This is a genomic window from Streptomyces beigongshangae (assembly GCF_019710745.1).
In the GTDB taxonomy this organism is placed as follows: domain Bacteria; phylum Actinomycetota; class Actinomycetes; order Streptomycetales; family Streptomycetaceae; genus Streptomyces; species Streptomyces beigongshangae.
Map to the genome: position 1 here is coordinate 17,035 of NZ_JAHKJW010000054.1, position 15,465 is coordinate 32,499.

General features: G+C 73.6%; 15 protein-coding genes and 1 pseudogene. 10 read left to right on the forward strand and 6 right to left on the reverse strand.

Translation table 11 applies throughout. The features are described 5' to 3' along the window. The first annotated feature begins 20 nt into the window (after positions 1 to 20). From mshB to KM933_RS30915, 3 genes are all read left to right on the forward strand, one after another. Positions 21 to 947 (forward strand): N-acetyl-1-D-myo-inositol-2-amino-2-deoxy-alpha-D-glucopyranoside deacetylase, encoded by a 927-nt coding sequence (gene mshB, locus KM933_RS30905; protein WP_221358327.1) that lies wholly within the window; start codon positions 21 to 23, stop codon positions 945 to 947. Next, positions 944 to 1,429 (forward strand): DUF6113 family protein, encoded by a 486-nt coding sequence (locus KM933_RS30910; protein WP_221358329.1) that lies wholly within the window; start codon positions 944 to 946, stop codon positions 1,427 to 1,429. The genes mshB and KM933_RS30910 overlap by 4 nt, the downstream gene beginning before the upstream one ends. A 160-nt stretch (positions 1,430 to 1,589) precedes the next feature. After that, positions 1,590 to 3,851 (forward strand): hypothetical protein, encoded by a 2,262-nt coding sequence (locus tag KM933_RS30915; protein WP_221358332.1) that lies wholly within the window; start codon positions 1,590 to 1,592, stop codon positions 3,849 to 3,851. A gap of 180 nt (positions 3,852 to 4,031) precedes the next feature. On the opposite strand, the gene KM933_RS30920 is transcribed toward KM933_RS30915, so the two are convergent. Both KM933_RS30920 and KM933_RS30925 read right to left on the reverse strand, forming a co-directional pair. Next, positions 4,032 to 4,880: a transglutaminase family protein gene (locus tag KM933_RS30920; RefSeq protein WP_221358333.1), complete on the reverse strand. Its 849-nt coding sequence runs from the start codon at positions 4,878 to 4,880 to the stop codon at positions 4,032 to 4,034. 179 nt (positions 4,881 to 5,059) lie between these two features. Then, a pseudogene (locus tag KM933_RS30925) lies at positions 5,060 to 6,076 on the reverse strand (GNAT family N-acetyltransferase); the annotation flags it as partial. Positions 6,077 to 6,217: 141 nt separating this feature from the next. Between KM933_RS30925 and fdxA the strand changes: the two are divergent. Both fdxA and KM933_RS30935 read left to right on the forward strand, forming a co-directional pair. Next, the gene (fdxA, locus tag KM933_RS30930) at positions 6,218 to 6,538 is read left to right on the forward strand and encodes a ferredoxin (RefSeq protein ID WP_003973842.1); all 321 of its coding nucleotides are present in this window, start codon (positions 6,218 to 6,220) and stop codon (positions 6,536 to 6,538) included. A 212-nt stretch (positions 6,539 to 6,750) separates the two neighbouring features. Then, the gene (locus KM933_RS30935; RefSeq protein ID WP_221358336.1) at positions 6,751 to 7,851 is read left to right on the forward strand and encodes a bifunctional succinyldiaminopimelate transaminase/glutamate-prephenate aminotransferase; all 1,101 of its coding nucleotides are present in this window, start codon (positions 6,751 to 6,753) and stop codon (positions 7,849 to 7,851) included. 103 nt (positions 7,852 to 7,954) lie between these two features. Here the strand turns inward: KM933_RS30935 and KM933_RS30940 are convergent, their stop codons facing one another. Then, on the reverse strand, positions 7,955 to 8,455 hold the full coding sequence (locus KM933_RS30940; protein ID WP_221358337.1) for an ATP-binding protein: 501 nt from the start codon (positions 8,453 to 8,455) through the stop codon (positions 7,955 to 7,957). A gap of 374 nt (positions 8,456 to 8,829) precedes the next feature. Continuing rightward, positions 8,830 to 9,837, reverse strand: a complete 1,008-nt coding sequence (locus KM933_RS30945) for a VldE C-terminal domain-containing protein (RefSeq protein ID WP_221358338.1) — start codon at positions 9,835 to 9,837, stop codon at positions 8,830 to 8,832. Between the two features lie 153 nt (positions 9,838 to 9,990). Here KM933_RS30945 and dapE point away from each other — a divergent pair, with 153 nt between their 5' ends. Beyond that, positions 9,991 to 11,070 carry a succinyl-diaminopimelate desuccinylase gene (dapE, locus tag KM933_RS30950; RefSeq protein ID WP_221358339.1) on the forward strand — a complete coding sequence of 360 codons (1,080 nt, stop codon included), beginning with the start codon at positions 9,991 to 9,993 and terminating at the stop codon, positions 11,068 to 11,070. 87 nt (positions 11,071 to 11,157) lie between these two features. After that, the gene (locus tag KM933_RS30955) at positions 11,158 to 11,916 is read left to right on the forward strand and encodes an LOG family protein (RefSeq protein ID WP_221358340.1); all 759 of its coding nucleotides are present in this window, start codon (positions 11,158 to 11,160) and stop codon (positions 11,914 to 11,916) included. 102 nt (positions 11,917 to 12,018) lie between these two features. On the opposite strand, the gene folP is transcribed toward KM933_RS30955, so the two are convergent. Then, complete coding sequence (gene folP / locus KM933_RS30960; RefSeq protein WP_221358341.1) at positions 12,019 to 12,879, reverse strand: dihydropteroate synthase; 861 nt, start codon at positions 12,877 to 12,879, stop codon at positions 12,019 to 12,021. 149 nt (positions 12,880 to 13,028) lie between these two features. Between folP and KM933_RS30965 the strand changes: the two genes are divergently transcribed. Both KM933_RS30965 and KM933_RS30970 read left to right on the forward strand, forming a co-directional pair. Continuing rightward, positions 13,029 to 13,379: a DivIVA domain-containing protein gene (locus KM933_RS30965; RefSeq protein ID WP_221358381.1), complete on the forward strand. Its 351-nt coding sequence runs from the start codon at positions 13,029 to 13,031 to the stop codon at positions 13,377 to 13,379. After that, positions 13,376 to 13,960 carry a DNA-3-methyladenine glycosylase I gene (locus KM933_RS30970; RefSeq protein ID WP_221358342.1) on the forward strand — a complete coding sequence of 195 codons (585 nt, stop codon included), beginning with the start codon at positions 13,376 to 13,378 and terminating at the stop codon, positions 13,958 to 13,960. Before KM933_RS30965 ends, KM933_RS30970 begins: the two co-directional genes overlap by 4 nt. Positions 13,961 to 14,085: 125 nt before the next feature. Here the strand turns inward: KM933_RS30970 and chcB are convergent, their stop codons facing one another. After that, positions 14,086 to 14,892 (reverse strand): 2-cyclohexenylcarbonyl CoA isomerase, encoded by an 807-nt coding sequence (chcB, locus tag KM933_RS30975; RefSeq protein WP_221358343.1) that lies wholly within the window; start codon positions 14,890 to 14,892, stop codon positions 14,086 to 14,088. Positions 14,893 to 15,251: 359 nt separating this feature from the next. On the opposite strand from chcB, the gene KM933_RS30980 reads away from it, so the two are divergent. Next, the gene (locus tag KM933_RS30980) at positions 15,252 to 15,419 is read left to right on the forward strand and encodes a DUF3117 domain-containing protein (protein WP_003966491.1); all 168 of its coding nucleotides are present in this window, start codon (positions 15,252 to 15,254) and stop codon (positions 15,417 to 15,419) included. Positions 15,420 to 15,465 lie beyond the last annotated feature (46 nt).

Sequence of the window (15,465 nt, forward strand, 5' to 3'; positions counted from 1 at the left end):
GTCCCTCGTAGGGTGAGCACATGACAGAACTGCCCGCCAGGCGTCTGCTCCTGGTGCACGCGCACCCGGACGACGAGGCGATCAACAACGGCGCGACCATGGCCCGGTACGCGGCCGAGGGCGCCCGGGTCACCCTCGTGACCTGCACCCGGGGCGAGATGGGCGAGGTCATCCCGCCCGGCCTCGCCCATCTGTCGGGCGAGGAGCTGGGCGCGTACCGCCTGGGGGAGCTGGCCGAGGCGATGCGCGCGCTCGGTGTGCGGGACGTGCGGTTCCTCGGCGGCGCCGGCCGGTACCGGGACTCCGGGATGATGGGCGTCCCGGAGAACGACGACCCCCGCTGCTTCTGGCGGGCGGACGTCGACGAGGCCGCCGCGCACCTGGTCGGGGTGATCCGCGAGGTGCGCCCCCAGGTACTCGTCACCTACGACCCGGACGGCGGGTACGGCCACCCGGACCACATCCAGGCCCACCGCGTCGCCATGCGGGCCGCCGACCTGGCCGCCGAGCCGGACTTCCGCACCGACCTCGGCGAACCGTGGGCGATTGCGAAGATCTACTGGAACCGCGTGCCGCGTTCCGTCGCCGAGGAGGGCTTCGCCCGGCTGAAGGAGGAACTCGCCGAACTGCCGTTCCCCGCCGCCGCCACGGTCGACGACGTACCGGGCGTGGTGGGCGACTCCGTGGTCACGACGGAGATCGGCGGAACCGGCCCGGACGGCGGTGACCACGCGGCCGCCAAGGCCGCCGCGATGCGGGCGCACGCCACCCAGATCGAGGTCGCCGGACCGTGGTTCGCCCTCTCCAACCGGCTCGCGCAGCCCCTCTTCCCCGTCGAGTACTACGAGTTGGTGCACGGCGGAGGTACCGGGACGGCGCGGGAGACCGACCTGTTCGCAGGGATCGCCGATTCGTTCGCGAATGCCAACGACGGTGGTGCCCGATGAGCGCGGCGGAGCGGTCGCGGGCGGACCGGGCGAACCCGGATCGATCGAACACCGACCAGTCGCACGCGGACCGGTCGAACGCGGGCAGTGCGCTCGCCCAGCCCTTGCGACTGCCCTCGGCCACCCGGACCGCCGCCCACCTGGGGCTCTTCCTGCTCGGTGCCCTGGTCGCGGTGGCCGGGGCGCTGGTCCAGTCGGGCTGGTTCCCGGGCGGGCTGCTGCTCGCGCTGGCCGGGGCGGCGGGACTGTTCCTGGGCGGCTCGTACGCGATGGGCGGCCGGGCCGGGGCCCTCGCACCCGCGGCCGGCTGGATGGTCGCCGTCATCCTGCTCACCGCCAGCCGTCCGGAGGGCGACTTCCTCTTCGCCGCGGGAGCCGGTTCCTACCTGTTCCTGCTCGGTGGGATGGCTGTGGCTGTGATGTGCGCCACCCTTGGCCAAGGGTGGCAACCGGGCGGTCCCACCGCCCGACTTGGCAAGTGACGTACCGCTTCGCCACGACACACCGGTGCACGTCCGGTGTGGGTTTCCCCGAAGGCCGCAGGAAGCGGGGGACAAGTGGCCAGTATGGTGGTGCGCGCCGCCGAGCCGCCCGAATCGAGGTCGAGTACACGGGCGGTGGAGCCAACCGGGAGAACCTGCCTTGAGTCGTGAAACTGACAGTTCGTCCTCCGGGCCCAACGGGCGCGGCGGAACCGCATACCCGTCGGGGACTCCGCCGTACGGAACCCCCATGGCTTCCGACGCCGCCGCCGACCGGCCGGAACAGCCCAAGACCGAGACCACGCTGACGACCCGGATCCGCATCAACATCCCCGGATCCCGGCCGATCCCGCCGGTCGTCGTGCGCAAGTCCGTGGCCAACGGGGCCAACGGGGAGTCCTCCGACGCCACGGGTGCGTCGCGGACGCCCGCCCCGGACGCCGGACCGGCCGCACCCTCCGGCGGGCCCGTGGACCCCGACACGGGGTCCCACGCCCTGCCCGCCGGCGCCGACGGCGGCGGCGGGGAGAAGGCCAGCGACTGGTTCGCACCACGCAAGGCCGGTGCGCCGAAGGGTGGTCCGGGCGGTGCCGGTGCCAACGGCGCGGGCCTGGCCGCCGGTTCCGGTGCCCAGGGCCCGGCGTCCGGCGGCGCACCCGCGGCGCGGCCGGGCAGTGGCCCCGGTGGCCCCCGGAACCCCTCCGCCGGTGGTGGCGTGCCCCGTCCCGGCGGCACCAAGGGGGCGGGACTGCCCGGCGCGGGCGGCACCGGACCCGTGGCGCCCGGTCACGGCGGCGGCACCGGCTCGTTCGACGTGTCCCGGGCGCTGGCGGCGGGGCCGTTGGGCTCCGGACCGGGCGAGTCGCCGTATCCGGCGGGCCCCTCGGCGGGCTCTCCGGCGGGCGGCGGAGAACCGCGACCCGACGGACTCCCGTACTTCTCCGACGGCGGCCAGGGCAATCACGGCAATCAGGGTGGACCCGCGGGCGCGACCGGCGGGCCGGTCACCGGTGACACGCCCCTGGCCGTGCGCGGCGGTGTCCCGGACGGTCAGGGCTTCCCCGGCGGGCCCGCCGGGCAGGGCGGCCCCGGCGGTGGCCAGGGCGGCCCCGCGGCCTCCGACGCCTCCGGCTTCCCCGGCGGGAAGGGGGCCCAGAGCGGCTCCCCCTTCTCCGGTGCCCCCGCGGGCGCCGACCGCCCCGGTGGCGGCCTGAGCGACGACACCGCGATCCTCACCCCGCAGATCCCCGCGCCCGAGCCGGGCGCGCCGGGTGCGCCGGGCCGCGGCGGCGCCGGTGACGACGTCTCCGGGCACACCCTCACCAGCGGCATCCCCGTCGTGCCCCCCGCCTCGAACTCGCCGTTCGGACCGGGCGCGCACACGGACGGGCCCCTGCCGCACCAGCCCCCGAAGCTGTCGGAACCGGTCCCGCCGGCCGCCCCCGCGGCCGCGCAGTCCAAGAAGAAGAAAAAGAAGGGGCGCAGCAAGCTGGTGCTCCTGGTCACCGGCCTGGTGACCCTGGGCGGCATCGCGTACGGCGCCGGACTGCTCATGAACCACTCCGACGTGCCCAAGGGCACCAGTGTGCTCGGCGTGGACATCGGCGGCGGCACCCGCGACGACGCCGTCAAGAAGCTCGACGACGCCTTCAAGGAGCGGGCGGCCAAGCCGCTGCAGCTCTCGGTCGACGGCGACACCGTCGCGCTCAAGCCGGACCAGGCCGGACTCCAGCTCGACGGCCAGGCCACCGTGCGCGCCGCCGCGGTCAGCGACTACAACCCCGTCTCGGTGATCGGCTCGCTGTTCGGCAACGGGCGGGCCGTCGCGCCCGTCATGCCCGTCGACGAGGAGAAGCTGGCCGCCGCCCTGGAGCGGGCCGCGGGCGGCTCCGGCTCGGCGGCCGAGGGCACGATCGAGTTCGAGTCGGGCAAGGCCGTCCCCGTCTACGGCAGGGCGGGCAAGGGCATCGACGTCGACCGCTCCACGGAGGCCGTCGAGGAGGCGTACCGCACCCAGGTGGAGACGGGGAGGCCGGCCGCCGTGCGGGTGCCCACCACGCAGAAGGAGCCCAAGGTCAGCAAGGCCGAGGTCGACCGCATGATGAAGGAGTTCGCGCAGCCGGCGATGTCCGGCCTCGTGACCGTCAAGGCCGGCACGGCGGTGGTGCAGTTCAGCCCGGAGAACTCCCTGTGGAAGTTCATCGGCGTCAAGGCCACCGGCCAGGGCAAGCTGGTCGACCACTACGACCTGGACGCGCTCAAGGAGCTGTACGGCGGCGCGTTCGACGGCGTGCTGATCACCCGGGGCAACGGCAACAGGACCGCCGTGACGCCCCAGGACGTGGTCGGCGCGCTGCGCCCGGCCCTGCTCGGCAAGACGGAGGCGGAGCGCGTCGGCGTGATCGAGACCGACCCCAGCTAGCCGTTCCGGTGGCCGGTGGCCACCAGCCGACGGCCGCGGCCTGACGGTGGAGACGAGAGGGCACCCGGTGATGACCGGGTGCCCTCTCGTCCTGTCCGGGCGTCCTGTCCGGGCGTCCTGTCCGGGCGTCCTGTCCGGGCGTCCTGTCCGGGCGTCCTCTTCGGGTGTTCTGTCCGGGCCTCAGTTGAGCATCGCGCGGGCCGCGTGTGCCTGGCTGCGTACGCGGTCGGCGGTGGGCTCGTCGACCGCGGCCACGATCTCCGCGTACGCGTCCAGTTCCCTGGCCCCCGTGAGGAAGTCGCCCCGCTGGACGAGGAGCTGGGCGCGCTCGTAGCGCAGACGGGCCGGGTGGGAGGGCAGCAGCAGGGAGAGGTCGACCGCCCAGAGGGCCACGTCGGAGCGTTCGGGCCGGGCGGCGGCCCAGGCGCGGACGTTGTTGAGGATGCGCAGGACGACGTCGAGCGGATCGGCGGGCGCGAGCATCGACGGGTCGAGCGGGGAGCCGGTGGCCCCGGCCACCATCAGCGCGGCGTCGGTGCCGGTCAGGACCCGGCCGCCGTCGAAGGGGTCGGCGAGGACCTGCTGCTCCGGCGGGCCGAAACCGACGACGAAGTGACCGGGCAGGGCGACCCCGTAGACGGGCGCCCCGGCCCGCCTCGCGACCTCCATCCACACGACCGAGAGCAGGATCGGCAGTCCGCGGCGCCGCCGCAGCACCTCGTGGAGCAGCGAGGAGTGCAGACGCTGGTAGTCGCCGGGTACGCCGCGGAAGCCGAGGCCGCCGAGGTGCTCGGCGAGTGCGGTGGCCCAGGACCGGGGGCCGCCGGGCCGGAACGGCAGCTCACCGGCCAGCCGGTCCAGCTCGATCTGGGCCGCGTCCATCCCGGCCTCGGTCAGCTCCCCGTCGGCCTGGGCGCCCACCAGCAGGCACAGGGCGGACAGGTCGGGGCGTTCGGACCGTGCCTCGTCGGCGAACCGCCGCCGCCACTCGGCGCTCCGCTCCGGGCCGGGGGGATGAAGAGGACGCATAGCTGCTTCGTGCCCTTTCACGCCGATCGATACGGGTCGACGGCGTCTTTGCCGGGGTCCCCGCGGGGGCTGCGGGGGCGGTCGGCTCGGCCGGGACGGTCGGGTGCGGGTTCGTCGTGGCCGGTCGCGCGGTTCCCCGCGCCCCTTTCGGGGGCGCCGGTCCCCGCGCCTCCTTCAGGGGACGCCGGGGCCCGGTAGTGGTGGTACGTGTGGTGCGGGGTGAAGCCCAGGTGGGTGTACAGGGCGCGGGCGCCCGTGTTCTCCGTCTCCACCTGGAGCCAGGCGGCCGAGGCGCCCTCGGTCAGTGCCCGGCGGGCCAGTGCCGTCATGACGGTGGTGGCCAGGCCCTGGCGGCGCAGCCCCGGGTCCACCTCGACCGCGGCGAACCCCGCCCAGCGGCCGTCGACGACACAGCGCCCGATCGCCGCCGGTGCGCCCGGCCCGGTGCCGGGCACGGTCGCGAACCACACCGAGGGGCCGCTGCCCAGCACCTTCAGCGCCACCTCGCTCACCCCCTTGCGCTGGTAGCGCTCCAGCCACCGCTCGTCCGCCTCACGCGACAGCGTGACCGTCCGCTCCGGGCCCGGCGGGGCCGTCGGGCCGGGGAGGTCGGCCACCGGCGCCAGCGCGCCGATCCACAGCTCCGCGCTCACCTCGCGCACCCATCCCCGCGCCTCCAGCTCCGCGCAGAGCAGTTCCTGCGTCCCCTCGGCACCCGTCGCGGTCTGCGCGTAGGCGGGCAGCCCGCGGGCCCCGTACCACTCCCGTACGCGTGCCAGCGCCTCGTCCAGCGGCATGCCCGGATCGCCCAGGGGCAGCACCGAGTTGGCGCGGCGGGTGAAACCGGACGCGGCCCGCAGCTCCCACTCCCCGAGCCGCTCCCGCTCCACCGGCTGCCAGGCCCGCGCGGCGATCCGCGCGAGCTCCCCGTAGGAGGCGGCGGGACCCCGGCGGCGCGCCGGGGCGGAGGGCACCACCTTGCCCGCCACCAGCGCGGACTCCGGAATCCGGACGCTCTCGCCGGACCGGCGTGTGACCAGCAGCACACCGTCGTCCCATGATGTGAGAACGCCAACGGTGTCGCTGAACTTCTCACCCTTAGGGGCCCCTACTCTCAGCTGCCGCACCGAGACACGTTTCCCCACGTCAGCCGGGGTAACGCTGACCTGGAGCCGGAAGTGTGCAGAGAAATCCACAGCTCAGTCCAACCCTCCTGTTCGGATCATGCCCAAGAACGGAGATACTAGGTGCGGGCATCGACGACGCCGCGCTCCCGCGCGCCAGGTGGCGGAGCCTGAAGACGGCTCGCCAGCGCCCTATCGAGGAGGAACGACAGCGTGACCTACGTCATCGCGCAGCCTTGTGTCGACGTCAAGGACAAGGCGTGCATCGAGGAGTGCCCGGTCGACTGCATCTACGAGGGCCAGCGGTCCTTGTACATCCACCCGGACGAATGCGTCGACTGTGGTGCCTGTGAGCCGGTCTGCCCGGTCGAGGCGATCTTCTACGAGGACGACACTCCCGAGGAGTGGAAGGACTACTACAAGGCGAACGTCGAGTTCTTCGACGAACTCGGTTCGCCCGGCGGCGCCAGCAAGCTGGGACTCATCGAGCGCGACCACCCCTTCGTCGCAGCGCTGCCGCCGCAGAACCAGTAAGCGGTCCGTGCGTTCGCGGCCCCGCCCGGCGGTGGCCGGGGGGCGCCGCTCCGGTCCCGTACGGCCCCGCCGCCGTACGGGACCGCCGTGTCCGCCGTGCGTGACCGGTATGCATACGCGTGCGCGGATATGTACGTACATGTGGATGTGCGTCCACGATCACATGTACGCGTCCGGACGTGCCGTCCGTGCGAGAAAGTGAGCCAGAACCCGTGTCCGCAGTCTCCGACCGGCTCCCCGACTTCCCCTGGGACAAGCTGGAGCCCTTCAAGGCGACGGCCGCCGCCCACCCGGACGGCATCGTCGACCTCTCCGTCGGCACCCCGGTCGACCCGGTGCCCGAGCTGATCCGCGAAGCCCTGGTCGCGGCCGCCGACTCGCCCGGCTACCCCACGGTGTGGGGCACGCCGGAGCTGCGGGACGCGCTGGTCGGCTGGTGCGGGCGGCGGCTGGGCGCGCGGGACCTCACGCACCGCAACGTCCTGCCGGTGGTCGGCTCCAAGGAGCTGGTGGCCTGGCTGCCGACCCAGCTGGGCCTGGGCCCCGGGGACAAGGTGGCCCACCCGCGCCTGGCGTACCCGACGTACGAGGTCGGCGCCCGGCTGGCCCGCGCGGAGCACGTGGCGTACGACGACCCCACCGACCTGGACCCCGCCGGCCTCAGGCTGCTGTGGCTCAACTCCCCGTCGAACCCCACCGGCCGGGTCCTCTCCCGGCAGGAGCTCACCCGGATCGTCGCCTGGGCGCGCGAGCACGGCGTCCTCGTCCTCGCCGACGAGTGCTACATCGAACTGGGCTGGGAGGCCGACCCGGTCTCGGTCCTGCACCCCGACGTGTGCGGCGGCTCGTACGAGGGGATCGTCGCGGTCCACTCGCTGTCGAAACGGTCCAACCTGGCGGGCTACCGGGCGGCGTTCCTCGCCGGTGACCCCGGCGTCCTGGGCGACCTGCTGCAGATCCGCAAGCACGGCGGCATGATGACGTCCGCGCCCACGCAGGCCGCCGTGGTCGCCGCCCTCTCCGACGACGTCCACGTCCGGGAGCAGCGCGAGCGGTACGCGGCCCGCCGCCGGGTCCTGCGCGAGGCCCTCGTGCGGCACGGCTTCCGCATCGAGCACAGCGAGGCGAGCCTCTACCTGTGGGCGACCCGGGACGAGTCCTGCTGGGAGACGGTGGCCCGGCTGGCCACCCTCGGCATCCTGGTGGCCCCGGGCGACTTCTACGGCCCCGCGGGCGACACGTTCGTACGGGTGGCCCTGACGGCGACGGACGAACGGGTGCGGGCGGCGGCGGACCGCCTGGCGGCCTCCTGAGCGAGTCCTTCCGGTCGTGGTCCCGGTCGTGGTCGCGCACGCCGAGGGGGTCCGGGGAAGCGGAAGCTTCCCCGGACCCCCTCGGCGTGCGGCCTCCCGGCGACTAGCCGACCGGCAGCTTCTTCAGCGGCAGCTGCTCGGTCGGCAGCCCGCCCTTCGCCTTCGCGACGCTGTCGGTCGGCAGCCCGCCGTCCGCGGCCGAGCCCGCGGTTTCACCGACCACGTCGCCCGCGGTCCCGGTGGCGTCACCGGCGGCCTTCTGCGCGACGGGCGTCGCGGCCTTGACGGCCTTCTTGACGGCCTTGCCACCGGTCTTGCCCGCGGCCGGCATGGCCTTCTTGACGGCCTTGCCGCCCGTCTCGCCCGCCACCGGTACGGCCTTCTTCACGACGGTGCCGCCCGCGGTACCGGCCAGCCCGGCCGCCTTCTGGGTGGCGTTCTCGGCCGTGCTGTCCGCGTTGTCCAGCGTGCTCAGGCCGCCGAGGTCGGGGGCGGCCGGCAGTCCGGCCGCGCTCGCGGAGCCGGCCGCACCGACCACGGGCGCCGCTCCCGCTGCGATGAGCAGCGCGGCACGGGCGATCCGACGGGTCAGGGAGAGGGACATGGTGCTCCTTTGACGGAAGAGAACGAGGGATGGCGAGGAAACAGTGCGCCGAACCCGGTGGTTGACCGACTGGGTGTCGGACGGGCGTCGATCGGCCGGCTGCTGATCGTTCCGGGCCCGGACGCAGTGACTACCGCTCGAAGTCCGCGAAGGTTGCGGTGACCGGACGTAAAGAGTTGGTAACGCGTCGCATTATCGGCTGCGGAGAAAACCGGGCAAAGGGCACCGGGGTGCGCGCTTCGCCGTACGGGCACAGCCCTTTGTTCCCATGGGATGCGCCGTCGGCGGCGCGGCTGCGGGGAGGGCTCGTGGGAAACCCGGGCGGGATCTCGACGCGGCACGCCGGAAGTGCCCCCAACGGGTGAGGGCCCGTACTACTGACCGGTGACGATGCGCACCTCGTCCGTGGTGTCACGGGAGCCCGGGCCGCCGGTCCGCCATTCGCTGCGGGTGCTCCCGGCGGTCCACACCCGGCCCGCGTACGAGACCTGCCTGACGTGCAGCGCGGAGGAGTTGGCCACGGCCCAGTGCGCGAGCGCCCAGCCGCGCTGCCGCTTCCCGCCCTCGCTCCCCTTCCCGTTCCCGTCGGGAGAGGTCTCCGGGACGGGCACGGTCACCGTGTGCGCGCCGGAGGAACCGGCGGACGGGGTGCCGACGGGCGAGGTACCGGCGGACGGGGAGGCGGCGGGCGGGGAGGCGGCCACCGCGGCGCCCGTCTCCTGGAGGACCCCGCGGCCGAAGTCCCGTACGAGCGCCGCGCGCACCGCCTGCGGGCCGCCGGGCCGTACGTCCGGGCGGCCCTCGCAGGTGAGCGTGGCGGCGGCGCGCCCGGTGAGGGCCGCCGCCAGGAGCGCCGCGTCCGGTTCGTGCTTGGCGTACGCGTCCGGGTAGCCGCTGCGCTGGACGCGCTGCGCGGCGACGGTGAGCGGCAGGCTCGCGTAGCCCTCCACCTTGTCCAGGTGCTCGTAGAACTCGCCCGCCGCGTACGCCGGGTCCATGATCTCCTGCTCGGAGCCCCAGCCCTGCGAGGGCCGCTGCTGGAAGAGCCCCAGCGAGTCCCGGTCGCCGTAGTCGATGTTGCGCAGGGCGGACTCCTGGAGCGCCGTGGCGAGGGCTATCGTGACGGCCCGCTCGGGCATGCCCCGGTTGGTGCCGACCGCCGAGATCGTCGCCGCGTTCACCGCCTGCTCCGCCGTGAACTCGTACGACGCGCCGTCGCCCGTGCCCGGGACGACCCTGCACTTGGGCACTCCGGTCCCGCCGGTCAGGTAGTGCGCGGTGAGGTAACCCGCGACGCCGAGGAGCACGACGAGGGCCGCACCGAAACGGAGCAGACGGCCGCGGCGCGCGCGAGGGGCGGAAGTGGGGGACGGCTCAGGCACCCGTACAAGGTACTGGAGAGTACGGCCGGTGATCCGTGGGGTTGTGGATGTTCCACGGGGGCGGTGGGGCCCCGGAGGAGGACGGCGCGGTCCGGCGGAGACCGGGCGGTCCGGCGGGGGCCATGGCCGGACCGGCGCGTTAGGGTCGTCGGCATGGCCGACACCCCGCTCGATCTCACCCTGGACGCCGCCCGGCTCACCGCGCGGCTCGTCGACTTCCCCTCGGAGAGCGGCACCGAGAAGCCCCTCGCGGACGCCGTCGAGACCGCCCTGCGCGCCCTGCCCCACCTCACGGTCGACCGGTACGGCAACAACGTCGTCGCGCGGACGGACCTGGGCCGGGCCGAGCGCGTGGTGCTGGCCGGCCACATCGACACGGTCCCCATCGCGGACAACGTGCCCTCGCGCCTGGACGAGGACGGCGTCCTCTGGGGCTGCGGCACCTGCGACATGAAGTCGGGCGTCGCGGTGCAGCTGCGGATCGCGGCCACGGTGCCCGCCCCCAACCGCGACCTCACCTTCATCTTCTACGACAACGAAGAGGTCGCCGCGGACCTGAACGGCCTCAAGCACGTGGCCGAGGCCCGCCCCGAGTGGCTGGAGGGCGACTTCGCGGTCCTCCTGGAGCCCTCCGACGGGCAGGTCGAGGGCGGCTGTCAGGGGACCCTGCGGGTGCTGCTGAAGACCACGGGCGAGCGGGCGCACTCCGCGCGCGGCTGGATGGGCTCCAACGCCATCCACGCCGCCTCCGCGATCCTCGCGCGCCTCGCCGCCTACGAGCCGCGCCGCCCGGTGATCGACGGACTGGAGTACCGCGAGGGCCTGAACGCCGTCGGGATCACCGGCGGGGTGGCCGGCAACGTCATCCCCGACGAGTGCGTGGTGAGCGTCAACTTCCGGTACGCGCCCGACCGCAGCGGGGAGGAGGCGCTCGCGCACGTCCGCGAGGTCTTCGCCGACTGCGGGGTCGACGAGTTCGTCGTCGACGACCACAGCGGCGCCGCGCTGCCCGGTCTGTCCCACCCGGCCGCGGCCGCCTTCATCGAGGCCGTCGGGGGTACGCCGCAGCCCAAGTACGGCTGGACGGACGTCTCCCGCTTCAGCGCGCTCGGCATTCCGGCGGTCAACTACGGCCCCGGCAATCCGCACTTGGCGCACAAGCGGGACGAAAGGGTGGAAACCGCCAAGATCCTGGCGGGCGAGGAGCGGCTGAGGGCCTGGCTGACCGCCTGATCCACGGCGGACATGCCGGCGTCCCCCCTCCTTCACCTCCGCCGATCTACGCTGAGGTGGAACGATCGCCAAGCGGAGGGAGCGGACATGGCTACCGGCAACCCCGAGGGCAGCACGCAGCCACCGGAGGAGAAGCGGCTGGGCCCCGTGCTGCGCAGGCGGGAACAGGTGCAGCGGAGCACGACGGACCAGCGGCTGCTGGACGAGCGCGCTCCGACGGACTGGGTGCACACCGACCCCTGGCGCGTGCTGCGCATCCAGTCGGAGTTCATCGAGGGCTTCGGCACGCTCGCCGAACTCCCGCCCGCCATCAGCGTCTTCGGTTCGGCGCGCACACCGGCGGGCTCCGCCGAGTACGAGGCCGGGGTCGCGCTCGGCCGCGGTCTGGTCGAGGCGGGCTTCGCGGTGATCACCGGCGGTGGCCCGGGGGCCATGGAGGCCGCCAACAAGGGCGCCTGCGAGGCGAAGGGCATCTCCGTCGGCCTCGGCATCGAGCTGCCCTTCGAGCAGGGGCTCAACCCCTACGTCGACATCGGCCTCAACTTCCGCTACTTCTTCGTGCGCAAGATGATGTTCGTCAAGTACGCGCAGGGGTTCGTGGTGCTGCCGGGCGGCCTCGGCACCCTCGACGAGCTCTTCGAGGCCCTCACGCTCGTCCAGACCCAGAAGGTGACCCGCTTCCCGATCGTGCTCTTCGGCACGGAGTACTGGGGCGGTCTGGTCGACTGGCTCAAGAACACCCTGATCGCCCAGGGCAAGGCAGCGGAGAAGGACCTGCTCCTGTTCCACCTCACGGACGACGTGGACGAGGCGGTGGCGCTGGTGTCGAAGGAGGCGGGACGGTAGGGCCCACCGGCTCCTCGAACGCCGGGCGGGCCGGTTCCCCGGCCCGTCCGGGGGCGGAAGACCCGTCCGGGGCGGAAGACCTGGCCGGGGGCGGAGGGAGTCCTACGCCAGCCCCCGCCGGGCGACCGCCGGCGGCCGGTGCCCCGCGATGGACGCCACCATGTCCAGCACCTGCCGCGTCTCGGCGACCTCGTGCACCCGGTACACCTGCGCCCCCAGCCACGCGGACACCGCGGTCGTCGCCAGCGTCCCCACCACCCGCTCCTTGACCGGCCGGTCGAGCGTCTCGCCCACGAAGTCCTTGTTGGACAGCGACACCAGCACGGGCCACCCGGTCCCGACCATCTCCCCGAGCCGCCGCGTGGCCTCCAGGCTGTGCCGCGTGTTCTTCCCGAAGTCGTGCCCGGGATCGATGAGCACGGACTCCCGCGGCACGCCGAGCGAGACGGCCCGCTCGGCCAGCCCCAGCGTCACCCGCAGGATGTCGGCCACGACGTCGTCGTAGGCGATGCGGTGCGGGCGCGTACGCGGCTGCGTGCCGCCCGCGTGCGTGCACACGATCCCCGCCCCGTACCGCGCGGCGACCTCGGCGAGGAGCGGGTCGACCCCGCCCCAGGCGTCGTTCAGCAGGTCCGCGCCCGCCTCGCACACCGCCTCGCCCACCTCGTGCCGCCAGGTGTCGACGCTGATGACCACGTCGGGGAAGCGGCGCCGCACCTCGGCGACGAACCCGACGGTCCGCCGCGCCTCCTCCTCGGCGGTCACCTCCTCGCCGGGCCCGGCCTTGACCCCGCCGATGTCGATGATGGCGGCCCCCTCGGACACCGCCTGCTCCACGCGTGCGAGCGCGGGCTCGTCGCGGAAGGTGGCCCCCTGGTCGTAGAAGGAGTCCGGGGTCCGGTTCACGATCGCCATGATCACCGGCTCGTGCGCGCCGAACTCGCGCCTGCCCAGCCTGAGCATCCCCTGTGGCCTTTCCCGGTAGACGGCGGCGGATGTCGCCGTTCCGCCGCCTGCGACCCTAACGGTCGCGGGCACATGGCACGATCGGGGCCTGACACTTTCCGTGCCGGCGCGCCCCGCGTCGGCATCAGAGCGTGGGGACCTCACAGATGTTCATGTTCCTGTTCCTGGTCGTCGCCCTCGTCGTCGTGGTCGGCGCGGTGACCCTCTCCGTGGTCGGAGGCGGTGACAGCGCCGTCCTGCCCGAGGTGGCGCCGGAGCGGCTGCGGGACCCCCTGCCCCCGGACCGCCCCCTGCACAGCGGGGACCTGGGGGCGCTGCGCTTCCCGCTGGCCCTGCGCGGCTACCGCATGGCGGACGTGGACGACGCGCTGGACCGCGTCGGCGCCGAACTCGCCGAGCGGGACGCCCGGATCGCCGACCTGGAGGCCGCGCTGGCCGGAGCGCGCTCGACCGCGGCCACCTCCCTGCAGAAACCCGCGGAGGGGGATCACCGGTGAGCGACGCCCTGAAGGGCGCCGACGGGGCGCTGCGCTGCCCCTGGGCCCTGTCGGCCGACGACTACACGGCCTACCACGACGAGGAGTGGGGGCGCCCGGTCCACGGCGACGACGCGCTGTACGAGCGGCTGTGCCTGGAGGCATTCCAGTCGGGCCTGTCCTGGATCACGATCCTGCGCCGCCGCGAAGGCTTCCGCGCCGCCTTCGCGCACTTCAGGATCGCCGACGTCGCGGAGTTCACGGACGCCGACAAGGAGCGCCTCCTCGCCGATCCGGGCATCATCCGCAACCGCGCCAAGATCGAGGCGACGGTCGCCAACGCGCGCGTACTGGCCGGCTGGGCCCCGGGCGACCTGGACCGGCTGATCTGGTCGTACGCCCCGGACCCGGCCGGCCGGCCCGCCCCGCGGACCCTCGCCGAGGTCCCGGCGGTCACCGACGGGTCCACGGCCCTCTCCAAGGCCCTCAAGAAGGAGGGCATCCGCTTCGTGGGCCCCACGACGGCCTACGCCCTGATGCAGGCGTGCGGCCTGGTGAACGACCACCTGACGGACTGCACGTCCAGGACGACCGCCCCCTGAGGGGCGCGGGGAACCGCGCGCCCAGCCCTCACGGACCGGCACGATCCGATTCGACCCGACTCGACCCGATCCGTCCCGGAGCCGCCGGGCCGGGCCCGCCCGGCCCGGCGGCTCCGGCGGAGCGGCTACCGCCCGAGGTACTCCGGCTTCTCCTTGTCGACGAACGCCCGCACGGCGATCAGGTGGTCCTCGGAGGACCCGGCCCGGGTCTGCAGCTCGTCCTCCTTCTCCAGGGTCTCCTCCAGCGAGTGCGAGATCCCGAAGGCGAGGGACTCCTTGAGCGCGGCGTACGCCAGGGTCGGCCCCTCGGCCAGCCCGCGGGCCAGCCGCACGGCCTCGGCGGCCAGCTCGGCCGCGGGCACGATCCGGTTGGCGATCCCCAGCTCGTACGCCTCCCGCGCGGTGATGCTGCGCGGGAAGAGCAGCAGGTCGGCGGCGCGCGAGGGCCCGACGACCCGCGGCAGCGTCCACGAGATCCCCGAGTCGGCGGTGAGCGCGACCCCGGCGAACGACGTGTTGAAGGCGGCCGTGTCGGCGACGATGCGGTAGTCCGCGGCGAGCGCGAACCCGAACCCCGCGCCGGCCGCGACACCGTTGACCGCGGCCACCACCGGCTTCGCCGCCCCGGTCAGGGCCCGTACGATCGGGTTGTAGTGCTCCTGGACCGTGCTCATGACGCCCTCGCCCGAGTCCGGCCCGCGCGCCGCCATGAGCCCGCCGACGTGCTCCTTGAGGTCCTGGCCCACGCAGAACGCCCGGTCGCCGGCCGCGGTCAGCAGCACCGCCCGTACGGAGTCGTCCGCCGCGGCCGCCCGCGCCGCCTCCCGGAGGGCGACCTTGGCCTCGGTGTTCATCGCGTTCATCGCCTCGGGGCGGTTCAGCGTGATCGTCGCGAGTCCGTCGCTCACCTCGTAGAGCACGGTGTCGGCCATGATGGTCCCCTCCGGTGTCGCGGCTTCGTCGTACCCGTCGGTACGCGGCTTCAGAGGACAGCATGGCGGAGATCATGGAGGGCGGCGGAGTTCGTACATGTGACCTGCGTCAAAGAATTCCGCTGTCCGAAAGTCCATGCAGTGGCGCAGTATCGCAGTCACACCACCGAATTGGGTGGTTTTGCTCAAGCGCGTTGCGTAAGCGATGCCGACCGATGTTGGTCATCGGGTCCTGAGATGCGGGATAATGGCTTGGAAGCAATGTGTTCGATGCCGGTGACGCGCGTCCGACGCAGGATGCGTGCCCTTCAATGGGGGCCGTCGGCGACGATGAGCTGGTTTCAGGAAGGGGAACGAGCATGGCGGCCATGAAGCCGCGGACGGGCGATGGCCCGCTCGAGGTGACCAAGGAGGGGCGGGGCATCGTCATGCGCGTTCCGCTCGAAGGCGGCGGTCGGCTCGTCGTCGAGCTGACCCCCGACGAGGCCGACGCGCTCGGCGACGCCCTCAAGAAGGTCGTCGGCTGACGCGGAACGCGACCATACCTCTCCACTGCCCCGGCATCAACGCGAT

Bases quoted from the DNA above. Each gene is read 5' to 3' on its own strand.
- mshB (WP_221358327.1), top strand. From the start codon at position 21: ATGACAGAACTGCCCGCCAGGCGTCTGCTCCTGGTGCACGCGCACCCG.
- KM933_RS30910 (WP_221358329.1), top strand. From the start codon at position 944: ATGAGCGCGGCGGAGCGGTCGCGGGCGGACCGGGCGAACCCGGATCGA.
- KM933_RS30920 (WP_221358333.1), bottom strand. From the start codon at position 4,880: ATGCGTCCTCTTCATCCCCCCGGCCCGGAGCGGAGCGCCGAGTGGCGG.
- KM933_RS30940 (WP_221358337.1), bottom strand. From the start codon at position 8,455: ATGTCCCTCTCCCTGACCCGTCGGATCGCCCGTGCCGCGCTGCTCATC.
- dapE (WP_221358339.1), top strand. From the start codon at position 9,991: ATGGCCGACACCCCGCTCGATCTCACCCTGGACGCCGCCCGGCTCACC.
- KM933_RS30955 (WP_221358340.1), top strand. From the start codon at position 11,158: ATGGCTACCGGCAACCCCGAGGGCAGCACGCAGCCACCGGAGGAGAAG.
- folP (WP_221358341.1), bottom strand. From the start codon at position 12,879: ATGCTCAGGCTGGGCAGGCGCGAGTTCGGCGCGCACGAGCCGGTGATC.
- KM933_RS30965 (WP_221358381.1), top strand. From the start codon at position 13,029: ATGTTCATGTTCCTGTTCCTGGTCGTCGCCCTCGTCGTCGTGGTCGGC.
- chcB (WP_221358343.1), bottom strand. From the start codon at position 14,892: ATGGCCGACACCGTGCTCTACGAGGTGAGCGACGGACTCGCGACGATC.
- KM933_RS30980 (WP_003966491.1), top strand. From the start codon at position 15,252: ATGGCGGCCATGAAGCCGCGGACGGGCGATGGCCCGCTCGAGGTGACC.